This is a genomic window from Tsukamurella asaccharolytica, from assembly GCF_007858435.1.
GTDB classification, from domain to species: Bacteria; Actinomycetota; Actinomycetes; order Mycobacteriales; family Mycobacteriaceae; genus Tsukamurella; species Tsukamurella asaccharolytica.
The window spans coordinates 145,198-166,448 of the sequence record NZ_VIGW01000007.1; the positions used below are offsets into that span (position 1 = coordinate 145,198).

Consider the following 21,251-nt stretch of genomic DNA (forward strand, 5'->3'; position numbering starts at 1 on the left):
GGACGGCGGCGATCCGCACGGTAATTTCCGCGCAATTCCTGAGGCGAATCGGCGGATAGCGGGTGAACACGAAGTGACCTCACCGGCCACGAGCCGGTCGTGGGTCCGTCGACCGAGAAGAGCGCGAGGTGCACCGATCCTCGACGGAGGTGGGATCGGTCGCGGCCCCGACGGCCCGTGCGAGACTGGACGGCGTGAGCACGCCGGACCAGCAGAGCTTCTACGACGCCGTCGGCGGCGCGGACACGTTCGCGGAGTTGATCCACCGCTTCTACCAGGAGGTCGCGCGCGACGAGCTCCTGCGGCCGTTGTATCCGGAGGAGGATCTCGGCCCCGCCGAGACGCGGCTGCGGATGTTCTTCGAGCAGTACTGGGGCGGGCCGCGCACCTACTCCGAGCAGCGCGGACACCCACGCCTGCGGATGCGGCACGTCCCCTTCCGGATCACCGAGCTCGAGCGTGACGCCTGGCTGCGGTGCATGGACGTCGCGATCGCGTCGATCGACGACGCGCGGATGAGCCCCGATCGCAAGGCACAGCTCAGGGCCTACTGTGAGATGGCCGCACAGATGCTCGTGAACACCCCCATGGGCGCTTGACACAGGAGTGAGATGACGCCACCCGTCCACACGCCCCACCACACCGAATCCCCGTGGTGGAAGGGCGCGATCTTCTACCAGGTGTACCCCCGGTCGTTCTCGGACTCGAACGGCGACGGCGTCGGTGACCTGCGCGGCGTGATCGACCGACTGGGCTATCTGGAGTTGCTCGGCGTCGACGCCCTGTGGCTCTCGCCCGTGATGCGCTCGCCGATGGCCGACCACGGCTACGACGTCTCCGATCCGCGCGACATCGATCCGCTGTTCGGCACGCTCGCCGACATGGACGAGCTGATCGCGGCGGCGCACGCCCACCGGATCCGCGTGACGATGGACCTGGTGCCGAACCACACCTCCGATCAGCACCCGTGGTTCCAGGCGGCGCTCGCCGCGGGACCGGGCAGCCCGGAGCGCGATCGGTACGTCTTCCGCGAGGGCCGCGGCCCGAACGGCGACGAGCCGCCGAACAACTGGCCCAGCATCTTCGGCGGGCCGGCGTGGCACCGCGTCACCGAGGCCGACGGCACGCCCGGGCAGTGGTACCTGCACATCTTCGCGCCCGAACAGCCCGACCTGAACTGGGAGAACGAGGACGTCTTCCAGGATCTCGCGGCCACGCTGCGGTTCTGGCTCGGCCGCGGCGTCGACGGCTTCCGCATCGACGTGGCGCACGGCATGGCGAAGCCCGCGGGCCTGCCGGACATGGACCTGGTCACCAACCAGATCATGGACAACGACGAGAACGACCTGCGGTTCAACGATCCGGGCGTGCACGCGATCCACCGACGCATCCGGCAGGTGATGGACGAGTTCCCCGGCCGCGTGACCGTTGGCGAGATCTGGGTCAAGGACAACGACCGGTTCGCCGAGTACATCCGGCCCGACGAGTTGCACCTGGGCTTCAACTTCCGCCTCGCAGAGGCGACGTGGGACGCCCGGGAGATCCGCGAGGCGATCGACAACTCGCTGATCGCGGTCGAATCGGTGAACGGCATCCCGACGTGGACGCTCTCCAACCACGACGTGCCCCGCGAGGTGACGCGGTTCGGCGGCGGCGCGCTGGGCACGGCCCGCGCCCGCGCGATGATCCTGGTGGAACTGGCGCTGCCGGGCACCGTCTTCCTCTACAACGGCTCCGAACTGGGCCTGCCGAACGTCGACCTGCCCGACGAGGTGCTGCAGGACCCGACCTGGGAGCGGTCCGGGCGCACCGAACGCGGCCGGGACGGCTGCCGCGTGCCCCTGCCGTGGCAGGGCACGCTGCCCCCGTACGGCTTCTCGACGAATCCCGACACCTGGCTCCCCATGCCGGACGACTGGAAGGACCTCACGGCCGAGGCCGAGCTCGAGGACCTCGATTCGACGCTGACGCTCTACCGCACGGCCATCGAGCTGCGCCGGATGCGGCCGGAGTTCCGCGGCGACGCGATCGAGTGGTACGGCGCGCCCCGCCCCGGAGTGCTGGCCTTCCGGCGCACCGACGGCCGCCTGACCTGCGTGCTCAACGCCTCGGACGCACCCGTCGAGCTTCCCGGCGGCGAGGTCTTCCTCGCCAGCGCGCCGTTGGTCGACGGGCTGCTGCCGCCGAACGCGGCCTGCTGGCTGGCCTGATGCCTCCGCGCCGCCGGTCGCCGGCGGCGCCTCAGGCCCCGATGCGCTCGCGGGACGTGCGGCCCCGTCGGGCCAGCGGCTGGGCGCCGACGGCGGCGGCGAGACCGATCGGCGCGGACAGGTCCGCGTAGATCGACTCGTGGGCCCCGGCGGGCACCCGGTAGGTCTCGTGCCAGATGCCGACTGTCGAGCGCCCCTCGGAGTGGGCCATCGTGTAGAACTGCAGCCACGCGGGCCGGTGCGCGAAATCGGTCGAGTGTGAGTACCGCTCGAGATCTTCGTAACTGCGCCAGTACTGCACGAGGAGCGGTCCGCCCGGGGCGACCGCCGCGAAGCCACCGAGGTAGCCGAGGGCGCCACCGCGCTTCCGGTCGCGCTCGATCTCGGCCTGCATCCGGCGCAGCGAGCGCCCGACGAACGCCGCCTGCCCCAGCCGCCACGTGCGCCGCGGCCTCATGCCCAGCAGGAAGACCACCAGGTCACCGTCGTGAGTGTCGGTCTGCAGATCGTGCTTCATCGGTTTCTCCCCTGCCGCGATCGCCTTGGATAGTGCTGCTACCCATATTGGAGAGTGAAGCTATCCCGTGTCAAGATCGAGGGATGAAATTGTCGGAACTCTCCACGGAGACCGGCGTGAGCACCGCTTCGCTCAAGTTCTACCTGCGGGAGTCGCTGCTCGCACCCGGCGAGCCGGTCACCAGGACCCAGTCCGAGTACGGGACCGCGCACGTCGAGCGGGTGCGGCTCATCCGTGCCCTCGTCGAATCCGGTGGCCTCTCGCTCGCGCAGGTCCGCCGCGTCATCGACGCCCTCGACAGCCCGACGGTGCCGCGCCACGCATTGCTCGGAGTCGCGCAGGAGGCGCTGATGGACGCCGAACGGTTCGACGAGGACCCTGAGTGGACAGCGCTGGCGATTGCCTTCGTGCAGCAGCGCGGCTGGCGGATCGAGGACGGCGACATCCTGTTGCCTCAGCTCGGCGCGCAGCTCAAAGCGCTCGCCGAGACGTGCGATGTGGGCGGCCGCGACACCCTGGAGCGCTGGGCCGACGCCGCGGAGATCGTGGCGGCCTCCGACCTCGACACCCTCACCGAGGACGACGCCCAGGCGCTGCGCACCGCGATCGTCGGCACGGTCCTCTCGGACAAGGTGCTGCAGACGCTGCGCCGGCTCGCGCAGCAGAACCGGACCGCCCACCTCTACGAGGCGGCCCTCCGTGCAGACGACGCCCCGGGCCGGGGCGCCTCAGACCAGTAGGCCCGGCCCCGCCTCGCGCCGTTGGTACAACGAGCCGAAGCGCGCGTCCATCCGCACCCACGTCGCGGACGCCGAGACCCGGACCGGCTCGTCGGCGCCGTCCGAGGCGAACCCCATGGCCTCCAACGCGAACGCACTGCGCAGGCTGATCCGCACCGTCGTCCCGCCGGCACTGACGCTGACCACCTCGGAGTCCAGCAGGGAGGCCGGCGGGCCCGCCGGGCCGCCTGCCTCGCGCCCCAGCTCGACGCCGCGCGCCGCGACCGCGCGCAGGGCCCGGGCCGGCACGTCGTCCACGTGCGCGAAGCCCGTCGCGGGGGGCAGCGCGCCGCGCCACGCGGAGTCCAGGGCGAAGCCCACGTCCACGTAGCCCCCCTCGTCCGACGGTGCCGCGCGGAGCGAGTCGAGCACCGTCGCGGCGCTGCACACCAGCGATTCCGGCGCGACGGTCCCCGTCAGCACCCTCGCCGCGAGCACCCCGAAGCCCGTCCTCCCCCAGACCTCGACGTGCTGCTCGTCGCGCCGGCGCACGCGGATCACCGCCGAATCGTCGGTGCGGAGCAGACGGGTGACGAAGGCTGCGAGGTTCGAGCGCGGTCCCCCGCCCGCCACCGTCAGCCGTCGATCGCTCACCGCGCGAACGACATCAGGTAGTCGCGCTGCTCTCCCGACAGCCGTCGCACCCGCTGTGCCGCCACGTCGAACGCGGCGAGCCGCACCTGCGCGACCACCGCGGGCGCGGTGTCGAGCGCCGCCCCGACGGGCCGGACCTCGTGGTGCACAACGAAGTCCGCTGCCCGAACCGCGGACGTCCACAGCGTGATCTGCAGCGGCGAATCCTGGTGCCGCAGTTGCCCGCGGTACTCGACCTCGAGCCGCGCCAACAGCAGCCCGTCGAGCAGGTCGCGCGTGGGCGCGTCGGGCGCGAAGAGCAGCGGGATCCGGGCCTCCTCCAGCAGCGTCACCATGCGCGCGTTGTTGATGTGCTGGTAGACGTCCATATCGGACCAGCGCACGTCCACCGGCACCGTCAGGCTCGCGGTCCCGTCGTCGGCGACGGTGCGCACACCCGTGACACCCGCCGCGGTGAAGCTGTATTCGGTCACGGCTCCACGCTAGCGGACCGTCCCGGCGCTACCCCACGTGCCGCAGCAGTGACCGCAGCGCCCGGGTGGCCACCGAGAGCCGCGACTCGTCGTTGGCGATGGGGCTACTGCTCCCGTCGGCGGGATCGAGGATCTCACCGAGCAGCGCGCCGACGCGCTCGAGGCGGCGTGCGTTGTGCGAGGCCCAGTCGCCGATCTTCTGCTTGGCCGGCTCGGCCGGGTCGGTGAAGTTGAGCACCTCGATCGTGATCCCCCGCAGGGCGCCGTAGAGATCGTCGCGCAACGCGAGCCGCGCCATCTCGCTCCACCGGTCGCCGCGCGGCAGTTCGGCGACGGCGGCGAGCATCTCGTCGACCCGCAGGCGCTCCATGAGGGCGAAGTACAGCTGCCCCACCTCGTCGTCCTCGCGCTCGGCGATGTCGGCGATGTCCACCACGTCGAGCAGGCTGAACCGGTACAGCGCGCGGCCGACGGTGTACGCCAGCTCCTCCGGAACGCCCGCGGCGATCGCACGCGCGGACAGGGCACAGGCGTGCCGGTCGTAGCGGATGTCCCAGGACCCCATGGCGGCCGACAGCGCGCCGATCCGGTCGGCATAGCGGTTGACCTCGGCGCCGATCGCGATCGGCTGCGGCCGGTTGGTGAGCATCCACCGGGATCCGCGGTCCAGCACGCGGCGGCTCTCCGCGAGCAGCGCCGCGGTCTCGCCCGCCGAGACGGGCACCTCCTTGAGTTCCGCCCAGATCCGGGGCAGGTCGAAGACGCGGCTCACAGCGACGAACGCACGCACGGCGTCGGCGGCGCCGGAGCCGGTCTCCTCCGCGAGGCGGTAGACGAAGCTGACGCCCGCGTTGTCGACCATCTCGTTGACGGTCTGCGTCGCTACGATCTCGCGGCGCAGCGGGTGCGCGAAGACGGCGTCGCCCGCACGCTCGCGGAGCCGGTCCGGGAAGTAGTCGGGCAGCCTAGCGACGAGGACGTCGTTGTCGGGCAGGTCGCCCGAGAGGACGTCGTCCTTGACGGCGAGCTTGACGTGCGCCATGAGGTTGGACAGCTCCGGCGAGCTGAGTCCCAGCCCCGCGGCCTGCAGCTTGTCGGTCTCCTTGCGGGTCGGCAGCGCCTCCAGCCTCAGGTCGACGCCGCGGTTGCGCGACAGGTCCGCGAGGATCCGCGCGTGCACGTCGATCATCTTCGGGGCGAGCGAGCGCTCGACCGACAGCGCCGTGTTCTGCGAGACGTTGTCGGCGAGCACGAGACGCGAGACGTCGTCCGTCATCGAGACCAGCAGGTCGTGACGCTCAGCCGCGGGGATCGCTCCCGCGGCGATCTGCCGGTCGAGCAGGATCTTGATGTTGACCTCGTGGTCGGAGCAGTCCACGCCGGCCGAGTTGTCCATCGCGTCGGTGTTGATGCGGCCGCCGGCGCGGTCGAACTCGATGCGGCCCAGCGGGGTGACGCCCAGGTTGCCGCCCTCGCCGACCACCTTGGCGCGCACCTGCTGCCCGTCGACGCGGATCGCGTCGTTGGCACGGTCGCCCACGTCGAGGTTGGTCTCGGTGGACGCCTTGATGTACGTGCCGATACCACCGTTCCACAGCAGGTCGACGGGGGCGAGCAGCACCGCGCGCATGAGCTCCGGCGGGGTCAGCTCGGTCACGTCGTCGGCGAGGCCGAGCGCCGCGCGCACCTGCGGGCTGATCGGCACCGACTTCTGGTCGCGGCTGAAGACGCCGCCGCCCTCGCTGATCTTCGACGTGTCGTAGTCCTTCCACGACGACCGCGGCAGGTCGAACAGTCGCTTGCGCTCGGCGAAACCGACGGCCGCGTCGGGGTCGGGGTCGAGGAAGATGTCGCGGTGGTCGAACGCCGCGACCAACCGGATGTGCTCGGAGAGCAGCATGCCGTTGCCGAAGACGTCGCCGCTCATGTCGCCCACGCCGACCGTCGTGAAGTCCTCGGACTGCGTATCGACGCCCATCTCGCGGAAGTGCATCTTGACCGATTCCCAGGCTCCCCGGGCGGTGATGCCCATGCCCTTGTGGTCATAGCCCTCGGAGCCGCCGGAGGCGAAGGCGTCGCCGAGCCAGAAGCCGTAGCCGGCCGCGACGTCGTTGGCGATGTCGGAGAAGGAGGCGGTGCCCTTGTCCGCGGCGACCACGAGGTACGTGTCGTCGGAGTCCCGGCGCACCACGCGCTCGGGCGGGAGCACGTCCCCGTCCGGACCGAGGTTGTCGGTCACGTCGAGCAGGCCGGAGATGAACATGCGGTAGCAGGCGACCCCCTCGGCGCGCTGCGCGTCGCGGTCCGCGGCGGCGTCTCCCGTGACCGCGGGCGGCTGCTTCACGACGAAGCCGCCCTTGGCGCCGACGGGCACGATGACGGCGTTCTTGACCGCCTGGGCCTTGACGAGCCCGAGGATCTCGGTGCGGAAGTCCTCCCGGCGGTCGGACCAGCGCAACCCGCCGCGGGCGACCATCCCGAACCGCAGGTGCACACCCTCCACCCGGGGCGAGTACACGAAGATCTCGAACCGCGGGCGCGGCTTGGGCGCCTCGGCGATGCGGCCGGGCTCCAGTTTGATCGAGATCACCGGCTTGTCGGCGTAGAAGTTGGTGCGCACGGCCGCCTGCACGACGTGCAGGTAGGCGCGGAGGATCCGGTCGGCGTCCAGGCTGGTCACGGCCGCGAAGGCGGCCTTGAGGTCGGCCTCCGCGGCGTCCGCGGCGTCCGAGTCCGCCGCGATCGGGTCGAAGGTCGCGGTCCACAGCCGGCCCAGCGCGAGAACCGCGTCACGGTGCTCGAGCAGCACCTGCGCCATGTGGCCCGGGCTGTACGGGAAGCCGCACTGCTTCAGGTACTGGCCGATGGCGCGCAGCAGCGCGACGGTGCGCCAGTCCAGCCCGAACGCGAAGATCAGCTCGTTGAACCGGTCGACCTCGGCCTCGCCGCGCCAGACGGCGGCGGCGCCCTGGCTCGCGAGCTCCCGCAGCCGCGCCAGCTGGGCGGGGAGGTCCGCCTCGGCGACGCCCTCGGCGGCGGTCGCGCGCAGCACCGGCGAGATCCGCAGCCCGAAGTCGTACACCGAGCACAGCGCGCCGTCGGGCCGGCGGACGGTGTAGGGCCGCTCGTCGAGCACGTCGACGCCGAGGGACTGCAGGACCGGCAGCACCTGGGAGAGCGTGACCTGCCCGCCCGTCGTGTACATCGTGAACCCGAGGTTGGCACCGCGGTCGCTGCGCGGGTCGTAGAACACGAGGTCGCTGCCCTGCGCGGGCAGCGCGGCGATCCGTTTGATGTCGAGGAGCGCGACCTCGGGGCTCTGGTCCTCCTTGTAGTTGGGCGAGATGCCCGGAAGGTACGCGGACACGGTCGCGGTGTCGGCGCCCGCCGCGGCGGCGGCCGAGAGCACGTCCTCGTCCCAGGTGCGGCTCACATCGCCGAGCCGTGCTCGGATGCGGGCCTCGTCGGCCGCGTGGAAGACGGGCACGGTGTCGTCGCCACGGGGCAGGAGCACGAACTGGATCCGCGCGATCGCCGACTCGGTGACGCGAGCGGTGAACCGGTCGACGTGCATGCCGGTCTCGTTCTCGAGCACGTCGATGAGCACGCCCCGCGCCCGCGAGGTGTACCGATCGCGGGGAAGGTAGACGAGGGCGCGGGCGAACCGGGCCAGCTTGTCGGTGCGCAGGAACAGCGCGAGGTCGTCGTCGCCCAGATCGCGCAAGGCGCCGAAGACCCGGGCGAGCTCGTCCTCGTCGGCGACGACGAGCCGCAGGCGGGGATAGGTCTGGATGTACTCCATGAGGCGCTGGTTGGCCGGGTCCGACTGGTCTACGCCGATGCGGGCGAGCACGCGCTCGATCTTCGCGCCCACCATGGGGATGCCGAAGACGTTGTGGTGCAGCCCGAGCACGGTGAGCGCCATCGCGAACAGCTCCACAGGGCCGCCGTCCGCGGGCGCCGCCGCCAGGAGGAAGGGCGAGCCGGCCGCGTCGCCGACCGGCTGTGCCAGCTCGACCACGGCGATGGCGCCGGGCTCGGGCGTGGGCATCGCGTCGATGACTGCCATCAGCTTCGCGTCGGGATCGGCGAGAACGCCGGTGCCGGCACCGTCGACCCGGGATCCGAGGATGCGGGCGTTGTCCTCCGACAGCCAGGTCACGAAGTCCGACGGTGACCTTCCGGGCGGCTGCGCGGCCACGGTGGACGCGACGCGAGTGAAGACGGACGGATCGATCGCGGACTGCGCCACGGGCGTACTCCCCCTATGAGGTCGTGGCAACGGCACGCCAAATACCGGGTCAGCACGCGGCGCCGTTGCCATGATGTGACGGAGCCTGTTGGCTCCGCGCACCAGACTACGACCGGACCGGGGGTTACGGGCGAGTAATGAACGACGCCGCCCCCGGCACGGGGACGGCGTCGTTCGCGGTCTTCCTCAGTCGCGCGTGAGCTTGCGGTGCGTCACCGCGTGCGGGCGGGCCGCCTCGGCGCCGAGGCGCTCGATCTTGTTCGCCTCGTAGGCCTCGAAGTTGCCCTCGAACCAGAACCACTGCCCCTCGGAGACGTTGCCCTCCCACGCCAGGATGTGCGTGCAGGTCCGGTCGAGGAACCAGCGATCGTGGGAGATCACCACGGCGCAGCCGGGGAACTGCTCGAGCGCGTTCTCCAGGCTGGAGAGCGTCTCCACGTCCAGGTCGTTGGTCGGCTCGTCGAGGAGGATCAGGTTGCCGCCCTCCTTGAGCGTCAGCGCCAGGTTGAGCCGGTTGCGCTCACCGCCGGAGAGCACCTCCGCGGGCTTCTGCTGGTCCGGCCCCTTGAAACCGAACGCGCTGACGTAGGCGCGGGCCGGCATCTCGTTCTGGCCGACCGTGATGTAGTCGAGCCCGTCCGAGACCACCTGGAAGACGGACTTCTTGGGGTCGATGTTGGCGCGGTTCTGATCGACGTAGCTGAGCTTGACCGTCTCGCCCACCTTGACCTCGCCCGAGTCCGGGCTCTCCAGTCCGACGATGGTCTTGAACAGGGTGGTCTTGCCGACGCCGTTGGGGCCGATCACGCCGACGATGCCGTTGCGCGGCAGGGTGAAGGACAGGTCCTTGATCAGGACCCGGCCGTCGAAACCCTTGTCGAGGTTCGCGACCTCGACCACGACGTTGCCCAGGCGGGGCGGCGTGGGGATCTGGATCTCCTCGAAGTCGAGCTTGCGGTGCTTCTCGGCTTCGGCCGCCATCTCGTCGTAGCGCTCCAGGCGCGCCTTGTTCTTGGTCTGCCGGGCCTTCGCGCCCGAGCGGACCCACGCGAGCTCCTCCTTGAGGCGCTTCTGCAGCTTCTGGTCCTTCTTGCCCTGGACCTCGAGACGCTCGGCCTTCTTCTCCAGGTAGGTCGAGTAGTTGCCCTCGTAGCCGTGCAGCTTGCCGCGCTCGACCTCGCAGATCCACTGCGCGACGTGATCCAGGAAGTACCGGTCGTGGGTCACGGCCAGCACGGCGCCCGGGTAGCTCGCGAGATGCTGCTCGAGCCACAGCACCGACTCGGCATCGAGGTGGTTGGTGGGCTCGTCGAGGAGCAGGAGGTCGGGCTTGCTCAGCAGCAGCTTGCACAGCGCCACGCGGCGCTTCTCACCACCGGAGAGGTTCTCCACCGAGGAGTCGCCCGGCGGGCAGCGCAGGGCGTCCATCGCCTGCTCGATCTGCGAGTCGACGTCCCAGGCGTCGACGGCGTCCAGCTGCTCCTGCAGCTTGCCCATCTCCTCCATGAGCTCGTCGCTGTAGTCGGTGGCCATGAGCTCCGCGACCTCGTTGTAGCGACGCAGGTTGACCATGGTCTCGCCGAGGCCGTCCTCGACATTCTCCTTGACGGTCTTGGACTCGTCGAGCTTCGGCTCCTGCATCAAGATGCCGACGGTGGCCTCCGGGTCCAGGAACGCCTCGCCGTTCGACGGCTGATCCAGACCGGCCATGATCTTGAGGATCGACGACTTGCCCGCGCCGTTGGGACCGACCACGCCGATCTTCGCGCCCGGGTAGAACGACATCGTCACATCATCGAGAATGACCTTGTCGCCGTGCGCCTTGCGCACCTTCTTCATCGTGTATATGAACTCAGCCACAGTCCCTGCCTGCTCTCCCGCGAAGACGACCCACCGGTGTACCGGGGGCAAACGACTCCAGCCTACCGACCGGCGTCCGCCGCCGGAGACGGGCCGGGTCCGCGACCCCCGCGGTTCCACTCGTTCGCCAACAGAACGACTGGCGCGTAACAAGCGGGCCTTTAGAATCGAATGAAAGGGTGCGTAAGCGGGTGTCGGGGAGCGACCGTCATATCGTATCCGCCATGGGACAGGGGGAATGGCCGTGAAGGATGGTCACATACAGGACCGCGGGCGAGGAGCAGAGCACCGCGAGCCCATCGCCGTCGTCGGGATCGGATGCAGACTGCCCGGCGGAGTGCGCTCGGCCGACGACTTCTGGCAGTTGCTCGAAGACGGGCGCGACGCCATCGTCGACATCCCCGCCGACCGCTGGAGCACGGACCGGTACTACGAACCCGAGCGGGCGGCCGGCAAGAGTCGTGTGCGCCGCGGCGGATTCCTCACCGATCCGGTCGACGAGTTCGATCCGGCGTTCTTCGGAATCTCTCCCGTCGAGGCGAACGCGATGGACCCGCAGCAGCGCCTGCTGCTCGAGGTGGCGTGGGAGTCCTTCGAGGACGCCGGGCTGCGCGCCGAGGCCATCGAGCACACGCGGACCGCGGTCTTCACCGGGGGTTTCACGCTCGACTACAGCCAAATGCAGTTCGCCACCTCCGCCGCGGAGCCACCCACCGTCGCCGCGCACACCGCGACCGGGGTGGTCATGACGATGCTCTCCAACCGCATCTCGCACGCCTTCGACCTGCTCGGACCCAGCATGTCCGTCGACACGGCCTGCTCGTCATCGCTGGTGGCGATCCATCTGGCCTGCCAGGCGCTCTGGAACGGCGAGAGTGACCTGGCGATCGCCGGCGGCGTCAACCTTATGCTCAGCCCGAACTTCACCGTCGCCGCGTCGACCGGCGGCTTCCTGTCCCCGACCAGCACCTCGCGCGCCTTCGACGCGGCCGCCAACGGCTACGTGCGCGGCGAAGGAGCGGCGCTCGTCGTGCTCAAACCCCTCGCGCAGGCCCGCGCCGACGGCGACCGGATCTACGCGACGGTGCTCGGTACGGCTGTCAGCCAGGACGGCCGTACCAACGGCATCACGGTCCCGAACGGCGACAGCCAGAAACTGGCCATCGAGGCCGCGCTCGCGAGCGCCGGCATCGCTGCCGGCACCGTCGACTACGTGGAGGCACACGGCACCGGCACCCCCGTCGGTGATCCGATCGAGGCCAACGCCATCGGTGAGGCCTATCGCGCCGGCCGTCCAGCGGATCGCCCGCTGGTCATCGGTTCGGTCAAGACGAACCTCGGCCATCTCGAGGCCGCGGCGGGCGTCGTCGGCTTCATCAAGTCCGCACTTGCGCTCGGCCACCGCCGGGTGCCGCGGCACCTGCACCTGGAGACGCTCAACCCGGCCATCGACCTCGATGATTTGCGGATCCGGATCGCCACTGAGCCCACCGCGCTCCGCTCCGACGGCCCGCTCCGCGCGGGCGTCAACTCGTTCGGCTTCGGCGGCACCAACGCGCACGCGATTCTCGAGTCCGCCCCCGTCGACGTGCCCGCCGCGCCCGCTCCGCCCGCAGCCGCCGTGCGCGACGGGATCGCGTCCGTGCTTCCGCTCGCGGCGCGCAGCGAAGCGGCGCTGGCCGAACTCGCGGGCGCCTACGCCGGACTCGCGGAGTCGGACGGCGCCGCCGCCCTGGCCGGCGCGCTTGCACACCGGCGCAGCGCGCACCGTCCGGCACGACTCGCCGTGATCGCCGCGGCCGACGCCGACGCCGCGGAGGCGCTGCGGGCCGCCGCCGACGGCGCCCCGCACCAGTGCCTGCGGTCCGGCTCGGCGCTCGCCGACGCCCGCCCGCTCGCCTTCGTCTACACCGGGATGGGACCGCAGTGGTGGGCCATGGCCCGCGGCCTCCTGCAGCACAACGCCGTCTTCCGCGCGGCGATCGACCGCTGCGACGAGGCGATCGCGGCGCTCGTGGGCTGGTCTCTCTCCTCCGAACTCCTTGCCGCGGAGGCGGATTCCCGCATGTCCGAGTCCGTGGTGGCGCAGATCGCGAACTTCGGCGTGCAATACGCCTTGACCCGGCTGTGGGAGTCCTTCGGCGTCCGACCGGACCTCATCGTCGGGCACAGTGCCGGGGAGGTCGCCGCGGCCCTCGAAGCCGGCGCCCTGGAGTTCGAGGACGCGATCACCGTGATCGTGCACCGCGCCCGCATCCAGCACACAGCGAGTGGAGGCGGCCGCCTGCTCGCCGTCGCACTCGGCGCGACCGCCGCCGCCGAGCTGCCCGAGGTCGTGCGCGGCGAGGTCGAACTGGCCGCGATCAACAGCCCCGACTCGGTCGCGCTCGTGGGATCGACCCTCGTCCTCGAGTCGATCGCGGAGCGGCTCGCCGCCGACGGCGTTTTCGCGCGGCTCGTCCCGGGCGATGTCCCCTACCACAGCCGCGCGATGGATCCGCTCGAAGCCGAGGTCCGCTCGGCGCTCGCCGACCTCGCCCCCGGCGCACCGTCGATCCCGCTCTACTCGACGGTGACCGGCGCCCGCGTCCCGGCGGACGGCTCCCAGCCGCACGATGCCGAGTACTGGTGGCGCAACATCCGCCGCCCCGTGCTGTTCGGCGACGCCACGGACGCGCTGCTGTCCGACGGCGCGACGACCTTCCTCGAGATCGGCCCCACCGCGGTGCTGGGCCGGGCCATCGCGGAGGCCGCCGCCGCGCGCGGGGACTCGGTGACGACGACCGCGTCGCTGCACCGGGACGGCGAGGACGCCGTGTCGTTCGCCGCGGCGCTCGCCGACCTGTGGGTGCGCGGCGTCGACGTCGACTTCTCCCCGCTCGCGCTCCGCGCGCCGATGCGGCCCCTGCCTGCCTACCCGTGGCAGACCGGCCAGTACTGGTCCGAGAGCGGCGCCGGCCGGCGGGAGCGCCTCGCCGAGACCGTCGAGCCCTATCTGGGCGACCGGTCCGACGGTGCCCTGCCCGCGTGGCGGCGGCTGCTGGACGGCACGGCGCCGCGGTCGCTCGCGGATCACGTGGTGCACGGCGCGACGCTGTTCCCGGGCGCCGGCTATCTCGAGATCGCCGCGGAGGTCGCGCGGGACGAGTACGGGGCCGCGGCCTGCACGCTGCTCGACGTCGCGTTCGAAACCGCTCTCGTGCACGGCGGCGGAGGGACCTACCTCCTCGACACCAGCCTCGACGCCGCTACGGGCCGGATCGCGATCCACGGCAAGGTGCCGGGCGCCGGACGCTGGGCGCGACACGCGACCGCCGTCCTGCGGCCCGCGCCGTCCGTGGCGCCTCGCATCGAGCTGGCGCCCATCGCGGGCGCGGCGGTCGCCGAAGACACGCTCTACGAGGGTTTCCGGGACGCGGGCTTCGCCTACGGGCCCGCGTACAGCCTCCTGCACGACGTGACCGTCGGCGACGGTCGCGCGACCGCTCGGATCCGCGCGGTCTCGCCGGAGCCCGTCGCGGAGCGCGCCCCGATCTTGGAGCCGAGCGTGCTCGACGCCGCCTTCCAGCTGCTGTTGCCGCTGGACTTCGAGCGCGCCGAGGACGCCAAGCTGATCCCCGTCGGCGTCGACCGCGTGGTGATCCACGGGCGGCCCGAGGGCCCCGTCGTCGCGCGGGCCACGGCCGGGACCTCGCCCGATCCGACCGAGATCCGCGGCGACGTGGTGCTCGCCGGCGAGGACGGGCGCGTCTTCGCCGAGGTGGAGGGCTTCACGGTCCGGATTCTCGACGACGGCGCCACCGCCCCGCAGCGGGTGGGCACCGACTGGGTGTACGAGCAGGCGTGGGAGCCGCAGCCCGTCACCGACGCCGAGCGTGCCTCCGCCGAGGGCACCTGGCTGCTCCTCGCGGACCGCACGGGTCTCGCGGAACGCCTGGCGGGGCGGCTCTCCGCCGCCGGCGGCACCCCGGTACTCCTGAGCGCGGGCGCGGGTTCCGACGCCGTCGCGCCCGACGACCGGGCCGCCTTGGCCGCCGCGCTCGACCGGATCATTCCGGATGCGGGGCTCCGAGGCATCGTCCACCTGTGGTCGCTCGACGCCTCCCCCGACGCGCCGGACCCCCTGCGCTGGGCCGCGCACGACGCCGTTCTCTCGGTGGTGCACCTCGCGGCCGAGCTGGACCAGCGCGGCCTCGCGGCACCCACCTTCCTCGTCACGGACGGGGCACAGCCCGTCACGGGCATCTCGGAGACGGGCCTCCTGCAGTCCTCGCTGCCCGGCATCGGCCGGGTCCTGCACCATGAGCTGAGCCGGCTGCAGACCCGCCTCGTAGACCTCGATCCGAGGGACCGGGACGGCAGCGCCGCGATGCTGCTCGACGAGCTCACTGTGACGAACACCGACGAGGACCAGGTGGCCTTCCGCGACGGCACGCGCCTCGTCGCGCGCCTGTATCCGTCGGCCCGGTCCGGGGGTCGGATCCCCGCCCGGATGCGTCCCGACGGTGCCTATCTCGTCACCGGCGGTCTCGGCGCGCTCGGCCGGCTCGTGCTGGTCGCGCTCGCCGAACGCGGCGCCGGCCACCTGATCGTGACCAGCCGGTCGGGCCTCCCGCCGCGGGCGGAGTGGGACGCCCTCACCGACGACGCGCAGCGCGACGCCGTCGCCGCGGTGCGGGCCGCGGAGGCGTCGGGCGCGTCGGTGCAGGTCGTGGCCGTGGACGTGACGGACGCCCGCGCGCTCACCGAGACCCTCGCGCGGCTGCACGCAGCCGGCGTCCCCGCCCTGCGCGGCGTGATCCACTCGGCCGGCGCCGTCGACGACCAGATCCTGGTCCGGATGACGCAGGAGCAGGTCGAGCGGGTGGTCCGGCCCAAGGTGCTCGGCGGCTGGGCCCTGCACCAGGCGACCGCCGGCGAGCCCCTGGACTTCTTCACCCTGTTCTCCTCGATCTCCGCCGTGATCCCCTCGCCCGGACAGGGCAACTACGCCGCCGGGAACGCCTTCCTCGACGCGCTCGCCCACTACCGCCGGGCGCAGGGCCTGCCGGCCCTGTCGATCAACTGGGGCCCGTGGGACGCAGGCATGATCGCCAGCCTGGGACTGCGCGAGCTCTACGGGCAGCGCGGGATCGACCTCATCGACCCGGAGACCGGCATGTCGCTCCTCGCCGAGCTCCTGGGATCGAGCGAGGTGCAACAGGGCGTGGTCTCCGCGCACTGGCCCACGGTGATCGAGAACTACGCGCTCACCCCGGTCCTCGTGGCCCACCTGGGCCGCGGGGAGGACGACGGGGACGACGACGGCGAGTCGATCCTCGAACGACTCGGCGCCGCCGCGCCGGCGGATCGGGCGCCCATCGCCACCGACGGGGTGCGGCTCACCGTCTCCCGTGTGCTGCGGATGCCCGAGGAGCACATCCCCGACGACGAGCCGCTCGGCCGCCTCGGCGTGGATTCGATGCTCGCCACCGAACTGCGGATCCGGGTGGAGCAGCAGTTCGGCGCCGCGCCGTCGATCGCCTTCCTCCTCGACGGCGCCTCCGTGGCGACCATCGCCGCCGAACTCCTCGCCACGCTCGACATCCCGTCGGGCGACGGCGAACCCGACGCCGAGGTCGAGGACCTCGCCGCGTTGCTCGCGGACCTGGACGACGACGCCGTCGCCACCCTGCTCGCCCAGTCCGAGACCACCGAACCGAACAGCGGAGGCCCCCGATGACCGAGATCGAAGACCGCCTCGCGGCCCTCAGTCCCGCCCAGCGCCGGGCCCTGCTGGCACGCCTGGGCAAGGGCCCGTCGGCCGGCCCCGCTACACAGCCGATCACGCCGCGAGTGCGCGAGGGCGAGGCCATCAGACTCTCCGCCACCCAGGAGAACATGTGGTTCCTGGAGCAGTTCCATCCCGGCACGAGCATGCACGTCATGTCCGGCGTCGCGCGGCTGCCGGTCGACGTTCCCCGCGAGGTCTTCACCGACTGCCTCGCCGAGGTGATCGAGCGGCACTCGGTGCTGCGCACCCGGTTCGGCATCGAGGACGGCGAGCCGGTCGCGCGGATCGCCCCCGCCGAACGGCCGGAGGTCGCGTTCCTCGACGGGGTAGACGAGGCAACGATGTGGGACCGGTTCCGCGAGGAAGCGCGCACGCCGTTCGACATCGCGCGGGATCCCCTGCTGCGGGCGACGCTCGCGCGCAGCACCTCCGGCGGCACGTGGGTGCAGATCACGCTGCACCACATGGTCGCCGACGGCTACTCGACCGGCATTCTCTTCGCCGAGCTCGGGCGCCTCGCGACCGGCCGGCTGGTCGGCCGGCTGCAGCGACTCCCGGACGTCCCGTTCCAGTACGCCGACGTGGCGCTGTGGGAACGCGAGCGAACGGAGGCGGACGCCGACGCCACCGACATCGCCTACTGGACCGAACGGCTGGACGGCGCACCCTCCGCGCTGACCCTGCCGACGGACCACCCGCGGCCGTCGCGGCAGAGCTACCGGGGCCGCCGCACTGAGTTCGCCCTCAGCGCGGAGCGGGCGGCGGCGGTCCGCACGTTCAGCGCCGAGCACGGCGTGACCCCGTTCGTCACGGTGCTCAGCGCGTACGCGACGGTTCTGTCCCGGTGGTCGGCGCAGGACGGCGTCGTGATCGGCGTTCCCGTCGCGCAGCGCTCCGTACCGGGCACCGAGCAGGTCATCGGCCCGTTCCTCAACACACTCGCCCTCCCGGTGACCTTCGGCGAGGGCGAGACCGTCAAGGGCCTGCTCGCGCGCGTGAACGCCGAGGTCCGCGAGGGCTTCCGGCACCAGGACGCGCGCTTCGACCGAGTGTTGTCGGCGCTCGACGTCGGTCGCGATCCGGCGCGCCCGCCGCTCTTCCAGGCCATCCTCAACATGCAGGAGGATCGCAGCGCGCCCGAGATGCAATTGCGGGACCTGGACAACGGCTGCGCCAAGTTCGAGGTGCTCCTGGGGATCACCACCACCCCCACCACGATGACGGGCACCCTGGACGTCGCGGCCGACCTGTTCGACCAGGCGACGGCCGACGCGCTCATCGACGGCTTCGTCGCGGTGCTCGACGCGCTGACCGGACCCGATGCGCGGGACGCACAGGAGATCGCGACCCTCCCGCTCTCCACCGCCCCGCTCGCGATCGAACCCCCGGTCGCGCAGCCGCCGACCACGTCGCTGGAGGCGTACGCCCTCGCCGCGGCGGCCGGTTCCGCCGAACGCACCGCGATCGTCACCGGAACGGAGCGGATCACTTACGGCGAGTTGGACGCCCGGGTCGGCCGCCTCGCCGCGCGGATCGCCGAGCGCGTCGACGCGCCGCCGCAGACGCCGGTCGGGCTGCTCCTGCCGCGGTCGGCGGACGTCATCGTCGCGATGCTGGCAACGCTGCGGGCCGGCTACTCCTTCGTGCCGCTCGACCCCGCGTACCCGGCGGAGCGTCTCGAGTTCATCTGCGCCGACGCGGGCATCCCGGCCCTCGTCACCACCGCCGAGCATCTCGCCGAGGTGCCGCGACTCGACCTGCCGTGGATCGACGTCGCCGACGCGCCGGCCGGGCCCGCCCCGGCACCGTCGGGCGACGACCCCGCGACCCGCACGGCGTACCTCCTCTACACCTCCGGTTCCACGGGACGTCCCAAGGGCGTGCGGGTCTCGCACCGCAACGTCATCACCTTCCTCGAGGCGATGCGCGCCGAGCCGGGGATGGCACCGTCGGACACCCTGCTGGCCGTCACGAGCCCGTCCTTCGACATCGCGATCCTCGAGCTGCTGCTCCCGCTCGCCGCCGGGGCTCGCGTCGTCATCGCCGACGGTGACGACGCCCGCGACGGCGACCGGCTCGCGGCGCTGCTCGCCGAGCACGCGGTGACCGTCATGCAGGCCACCCCCACCACGTGGCACCTGCTGCTCGACGCGGGCTGGTCCGGCACGCGCGGGCTGCGCGCGCTGTGCGGCGGCGAGGCGATGCCCGCGGTGCTCGCGGGCCGGCTCCTCGCCGGCGCCGACGAGGTGTGGAACATGTACGGCCCCACCGAGACCACGATCTGGTCGACGGTGCACCGGGTCACCGCCGCCGACGTCGCCGCGGGCGCGATCCCGATCGGGCACCCGATCCGGGGCACCGGAATCGTGGTCGCCGACGCCCACGCCGTGCCCGTCCCCGACGGCGTCTTCGGTGAGCTCTGCATCATCGGTGACGGCGTGACCCTGGGGTACCACGAACGCCCCGAGCTCACCGCCGAACGATTCGTGGACCTGGCCGGCCCGACGCCGGTGCGGGCGTACCGCACCGGGGATCTGGTGCGCCGGTTCCGCGACGGTCGGATCGAATTCGGTGGCCGGATGGACACCCAGGTGAAGGTGCGCGGCTTCCGCGTCGAGCTGGGCGAGATCGAGAGCGCCCTCGAGACCGCACTGCCCGGCGTCCGCGCGATCGCCGCGGTCAATGCCGAGGGGACCGCGGTCACGGCCTACCTCGAGTGCGCGGCCGAGGAGCTCGGCGATACGGGCGCCCTGCTCGCGAGCCTGCGGGAGACCCTGCCGCCGTACATGGTCCCCAGCGCCTTCGCGGTCGTCGACGCCTTCCCGCTCACGCCGAACCGCAAGATCGACCGCAAAGCCCTCGGCGCCCGCGGCGGTGCGCCGGTGGCCCTGGCCACCGCGGGCGGCGCCGAGCACATCGCCGCCCGCACCGACCTGGAGCGCGACCTCGCCGCGATCTGGACCGACCTACTGGCCTTGCAGACGGCGCCCGGCGTCCGCGACGACTTCTTCCTCCTCGGCGGGCACTCGCTGCTCGCGACGAAGCTGGTGTTCCGGGTCCGGGAGAAGCTCGGCCGCGTGGTGCCGCTGCCGGCGCTGTTCGCGGGCGAGCTCACCATCGAACGGCTCGCGGCGATCCTCGAGCAGGGCGGCGCCGGCTTCGAGAACCCGTTGGTCCTCGCCGACGAGGTCGTCCTCCCCGACCACATCCGGCCCGCGCCGGGTGCGCCCGTCCGCAGCGCGACCGACCCGCGGCACCTGTTCGTCACGGGCGCGACGGGGTTCGTCGGCGCCTTCCTCCTCGCAGAGCTGCTGACCACGTCGTCGGCGACCATGCACTGCCTGGTCCGCGCAGGGTCGCCCGCTGAGGGCTTCGACCGGATCCGCGCGACGATGCGCGACTACGGGATCTGGGACGATGCCCTCGCCGCCCGGATCGTCGCCGTGCCCGGCGATCTGACGCGTCCGCGGCTGGGCCTCACCGACGCCGCCTGGGCGGATCTGGCCGCCACCGCAGACGGCATCGTCCACTGCGGCGCCGACGTGAACTTCCTCCGGCCGTACCCGACCCTGAAGTCCGCCAACGTCGACGGCACGGTGCAGGTGCTCGCCCTCGCGTGTGACGGGCCCGTCAAGCCCGTGCACTTCGTCTCGACCACCTACGTCTTCTCCCGGTTCTCCTACCCGCAGGACACCGTCTTCGCCGAGGACGACCGCCACCCGGTCCAGGACCCGCGGTTCACCTTCGGCTACACCCAGTCCAAGTGGGTCGGCGAGCAACTCGTCTTCGAGGCGCGCTCGCGGGGCGTCCCGACGTACGTCTACCGCACCGGCCGCGTCGCGGGGCACAGCCGGACCGGCGCGTGCCAGCGGTCGGACTTCCTGTGGCAGACGATCCGGCTCGGCGTCGCCCTGGGGGCGGCCCCGACGATGGACATGTCGACCGACATCACGCCCGTCGACTACGTCGTCGGCGCGATCGCCCGCCTTGCCGGGCAGGACGAGCTCGCGGGACGCACCTTCCACGTCGTCTCCCCCGAGACCGTGGCGATACCGGACCTGGTGCGGTGGATGTCCGACTTCGGTTACGCCGGTGAGCAGCTGCCGTTCGGACAGTGGTGCGAGCGCGCAGCGGACCTGGCCGAGCGCGAGGGCGATGAGACCGCCGCCGCGCTCGCCCCGTTCCTGTCGGCGACGCCGCTGGACAACATGCCCGACGCGACCTTCGACGACGCCAACGTGCGAGAGGGCCTCGCGGGCAGCGGCATCGTCTGCCCACCGATCGACGGCGCGCTGCTCCGCCGCTACTTCGAGTGGTTCATCGAGTGCGGCTACCTCCCGGCGCCGCCGTCCCTCGACCTCCCTGAGAGTGCGGCCTCATGACCGACACCAACCCGCGCGGGCCCGTGGAGCGGACGACCAGCACGCTCCGCGAGCGCCGCCGCAGGACTCCCGCGCCGCCCAGCAGTCCGGTCACGCTCCCCGTGCGCACACGGGCATCACGCCCGTCGGTCCCCTCCTCGCGCCCGCTGCCCGTGTCGCGCCCGGCGCTCCCCGCGGCCCGCCCGACGCCGTCGGCGTTGCGGGTAGCACCGCCCGCCGCCCCGCCGCAGCAGGTACGGCCGGTCCCGTCCGCGGCCCCGCAGGTCGCGGCCGGCCCACAGGCCCCGGCCGGCCCGCAGCCCTCGGCCCGCCCCTCGGCACCGTCTGCACCGACCGCCCGGACCTCGACCCCTCAGGCGCCCCAGCGCCCACCGTCGCCGCCGTCACGACCGGTCGCGCCCGTGCTTCCAC

General features: G+C 72.1%; 10 protein-coding genes and 1 pseudogene. 6 read left to right on the forward strand and 5 right to left on the reverse strand.

The annotated features are described in order from the left end of the window. The first annotated feature begins 194 nt into the window (after window positions 1-194). Both FK529_RS14425 and FK529_RS14430 read left to right on the forward strand, forming a co-directional pair. Window positions 195-599: a globin gene (locus FK529_RS14425; RefSeq protein ID WP_146562362.1), complete on the forward strand. Its 405-nt coding sequence runs from the start codon at window positions 195-197 to the stop codon at window positions 597-599. 12 nt (window positions 600-611) lie between these two features. Next, window positions 612-2,210, forward strand: coding sequence for a glycoside hydrolase family 13 protein (locus FK529_RS14430; protein ID WP_146562364.1), 1,599 nt, complete (start codon window positions 612-614; stop codon window positions 2,208-2,210). A 31-nt stretch (window positions 2,211-2,241) separates the two neighbouring features. Here the strand turns inward: FK529_RS14430 and FK529_RS14435 are convergent, their stop codons facing one another. Next, a complete protein-coding gene (locus tag FK529_RS14435) occupies window positions 2,242-2,727 on the reverse strand; it encodes a DUF4188 domain-containing protein (protein ID WP_146562366.1) in 486 nt (161 codons plus the stop codon). Between the two features lie 83 nt (window positions 2,728-2,810). Between FK529_RS14435 and FK529_RS14440 the strand changes: the two genes are divergently transcribed. Continuing rightward, a complete protein-coding gene (locus tag FK529_RS14440; RefSeq protein WP_146562368.1) occupies window positions 2,811-3,467 on the forward strand; it encodes a MerR family transcriptional regulator in 657 nt (218 codons plus the stop codon). Here FK529_RS14440 and FK529_RS14445 read toward each other — a convergent pair. From FK529_RS14445 to ettA, 4 genes are all read right to left on the reverse strand, one after another. After that, on the reverse strand, window positions 3,456-4,100 hold the full coding sequence (locus tag FK529_RS14445; RefSeq protein WP_146562370.1) for a DUF8185 domain-containing protein: 645 nt from the start codon (window positions 4,098-4,100) through the stop codon (window positions 3,456-3,458). The two genes, FK529_RS14440 and FK529_RS14445, sit on opposite strands and share 12 nt — an antisense overlap. Then, window positions 4,097-4,534, reverse strand: coding sequence for an acyl-CoA thioesterase (locus FK529_RS14450; RefSeq protein WP_269432097.1), 438 nt, complete (start codon window positions 4,532-4,534; stop codon window positions 4,097-4,099). Before FK529_RS14450 ends, FK529_RS14445 begins: the two co-directional genes overlap by 4 nt. Before the next feature lie 67 nt (window positions 4,535-4,601). Next, the gene (locus tag FK529_RS14455) at window positions 4,602-8,825 is read right to left on the reverse strand and encodes an NAD-glutamate dehydrogenase (RefSeq protein WP_146562374.1); all 4,224 of its coding nucleotides are present in this window, start codon (window positions 8,823-8,825) and stop codon (window positions 4,602-4,604) included. A 186-nt stretch (window positions 8,826-9,011) separates the two neighbouring features. After that, window positions 9,012-10,685 carry an energy-dependent translational throttle protein EttA gene (gene ettA, locus FK529_RS14460; RefSeq protein WP_146562376.1) on the reverse strand — a complete coding sequence of 558 codons (1,674 nt, stop codon included), beginning with the start codon at window positions 10,683-10,685 and terminating at the stop codon, window positions 9,012-9,014. Window positions 10,686-10,923: 238 nt separating this feature from the next. On the opposite strand from ettA, the gene FK529_RS14465 reads away from it, so the two are divergent. The 3 genes and pseudogenes from FK529_RS14465 to FK529_RS20385 form a co-directional block, all read left to right on the forward strand. Next, window positions 10,924-16,407 (forward strand): type I polyketide synthase, encoded by a 5,484-nt coding sequence (locus FK529_RS14465; RefSeq protein WP_146562378.1) that lies wholly within the window; start codon window positions 10,924-10,926, stop codon window positions 16,405-16,407. Continuing rightward, window positions 16,404-20,840, forward strand: a complete 4,437-nt coding sequence (locus tag FK529_RS14470) for a non-ribosomal peptide synthetase (RefSeq protein WP_146562380.1) — start codon at window positions 16,404-16,406, stop codon at window positions 20,838-20,840. The genes FK529_RS14465 and FK529_RS14470 overlap by 4 nt, the downstream gene beginning before the upstream one ends. Next, window positions 20,837-21,251, forward strand: a pseudogene (locus tag FK529_RS20385) (hypothetical protein); the annotation flags it as partial. The gene FK529_RS14470 and the pseudogene FK529_RS20385, both read left to right, overlap by 4 nt.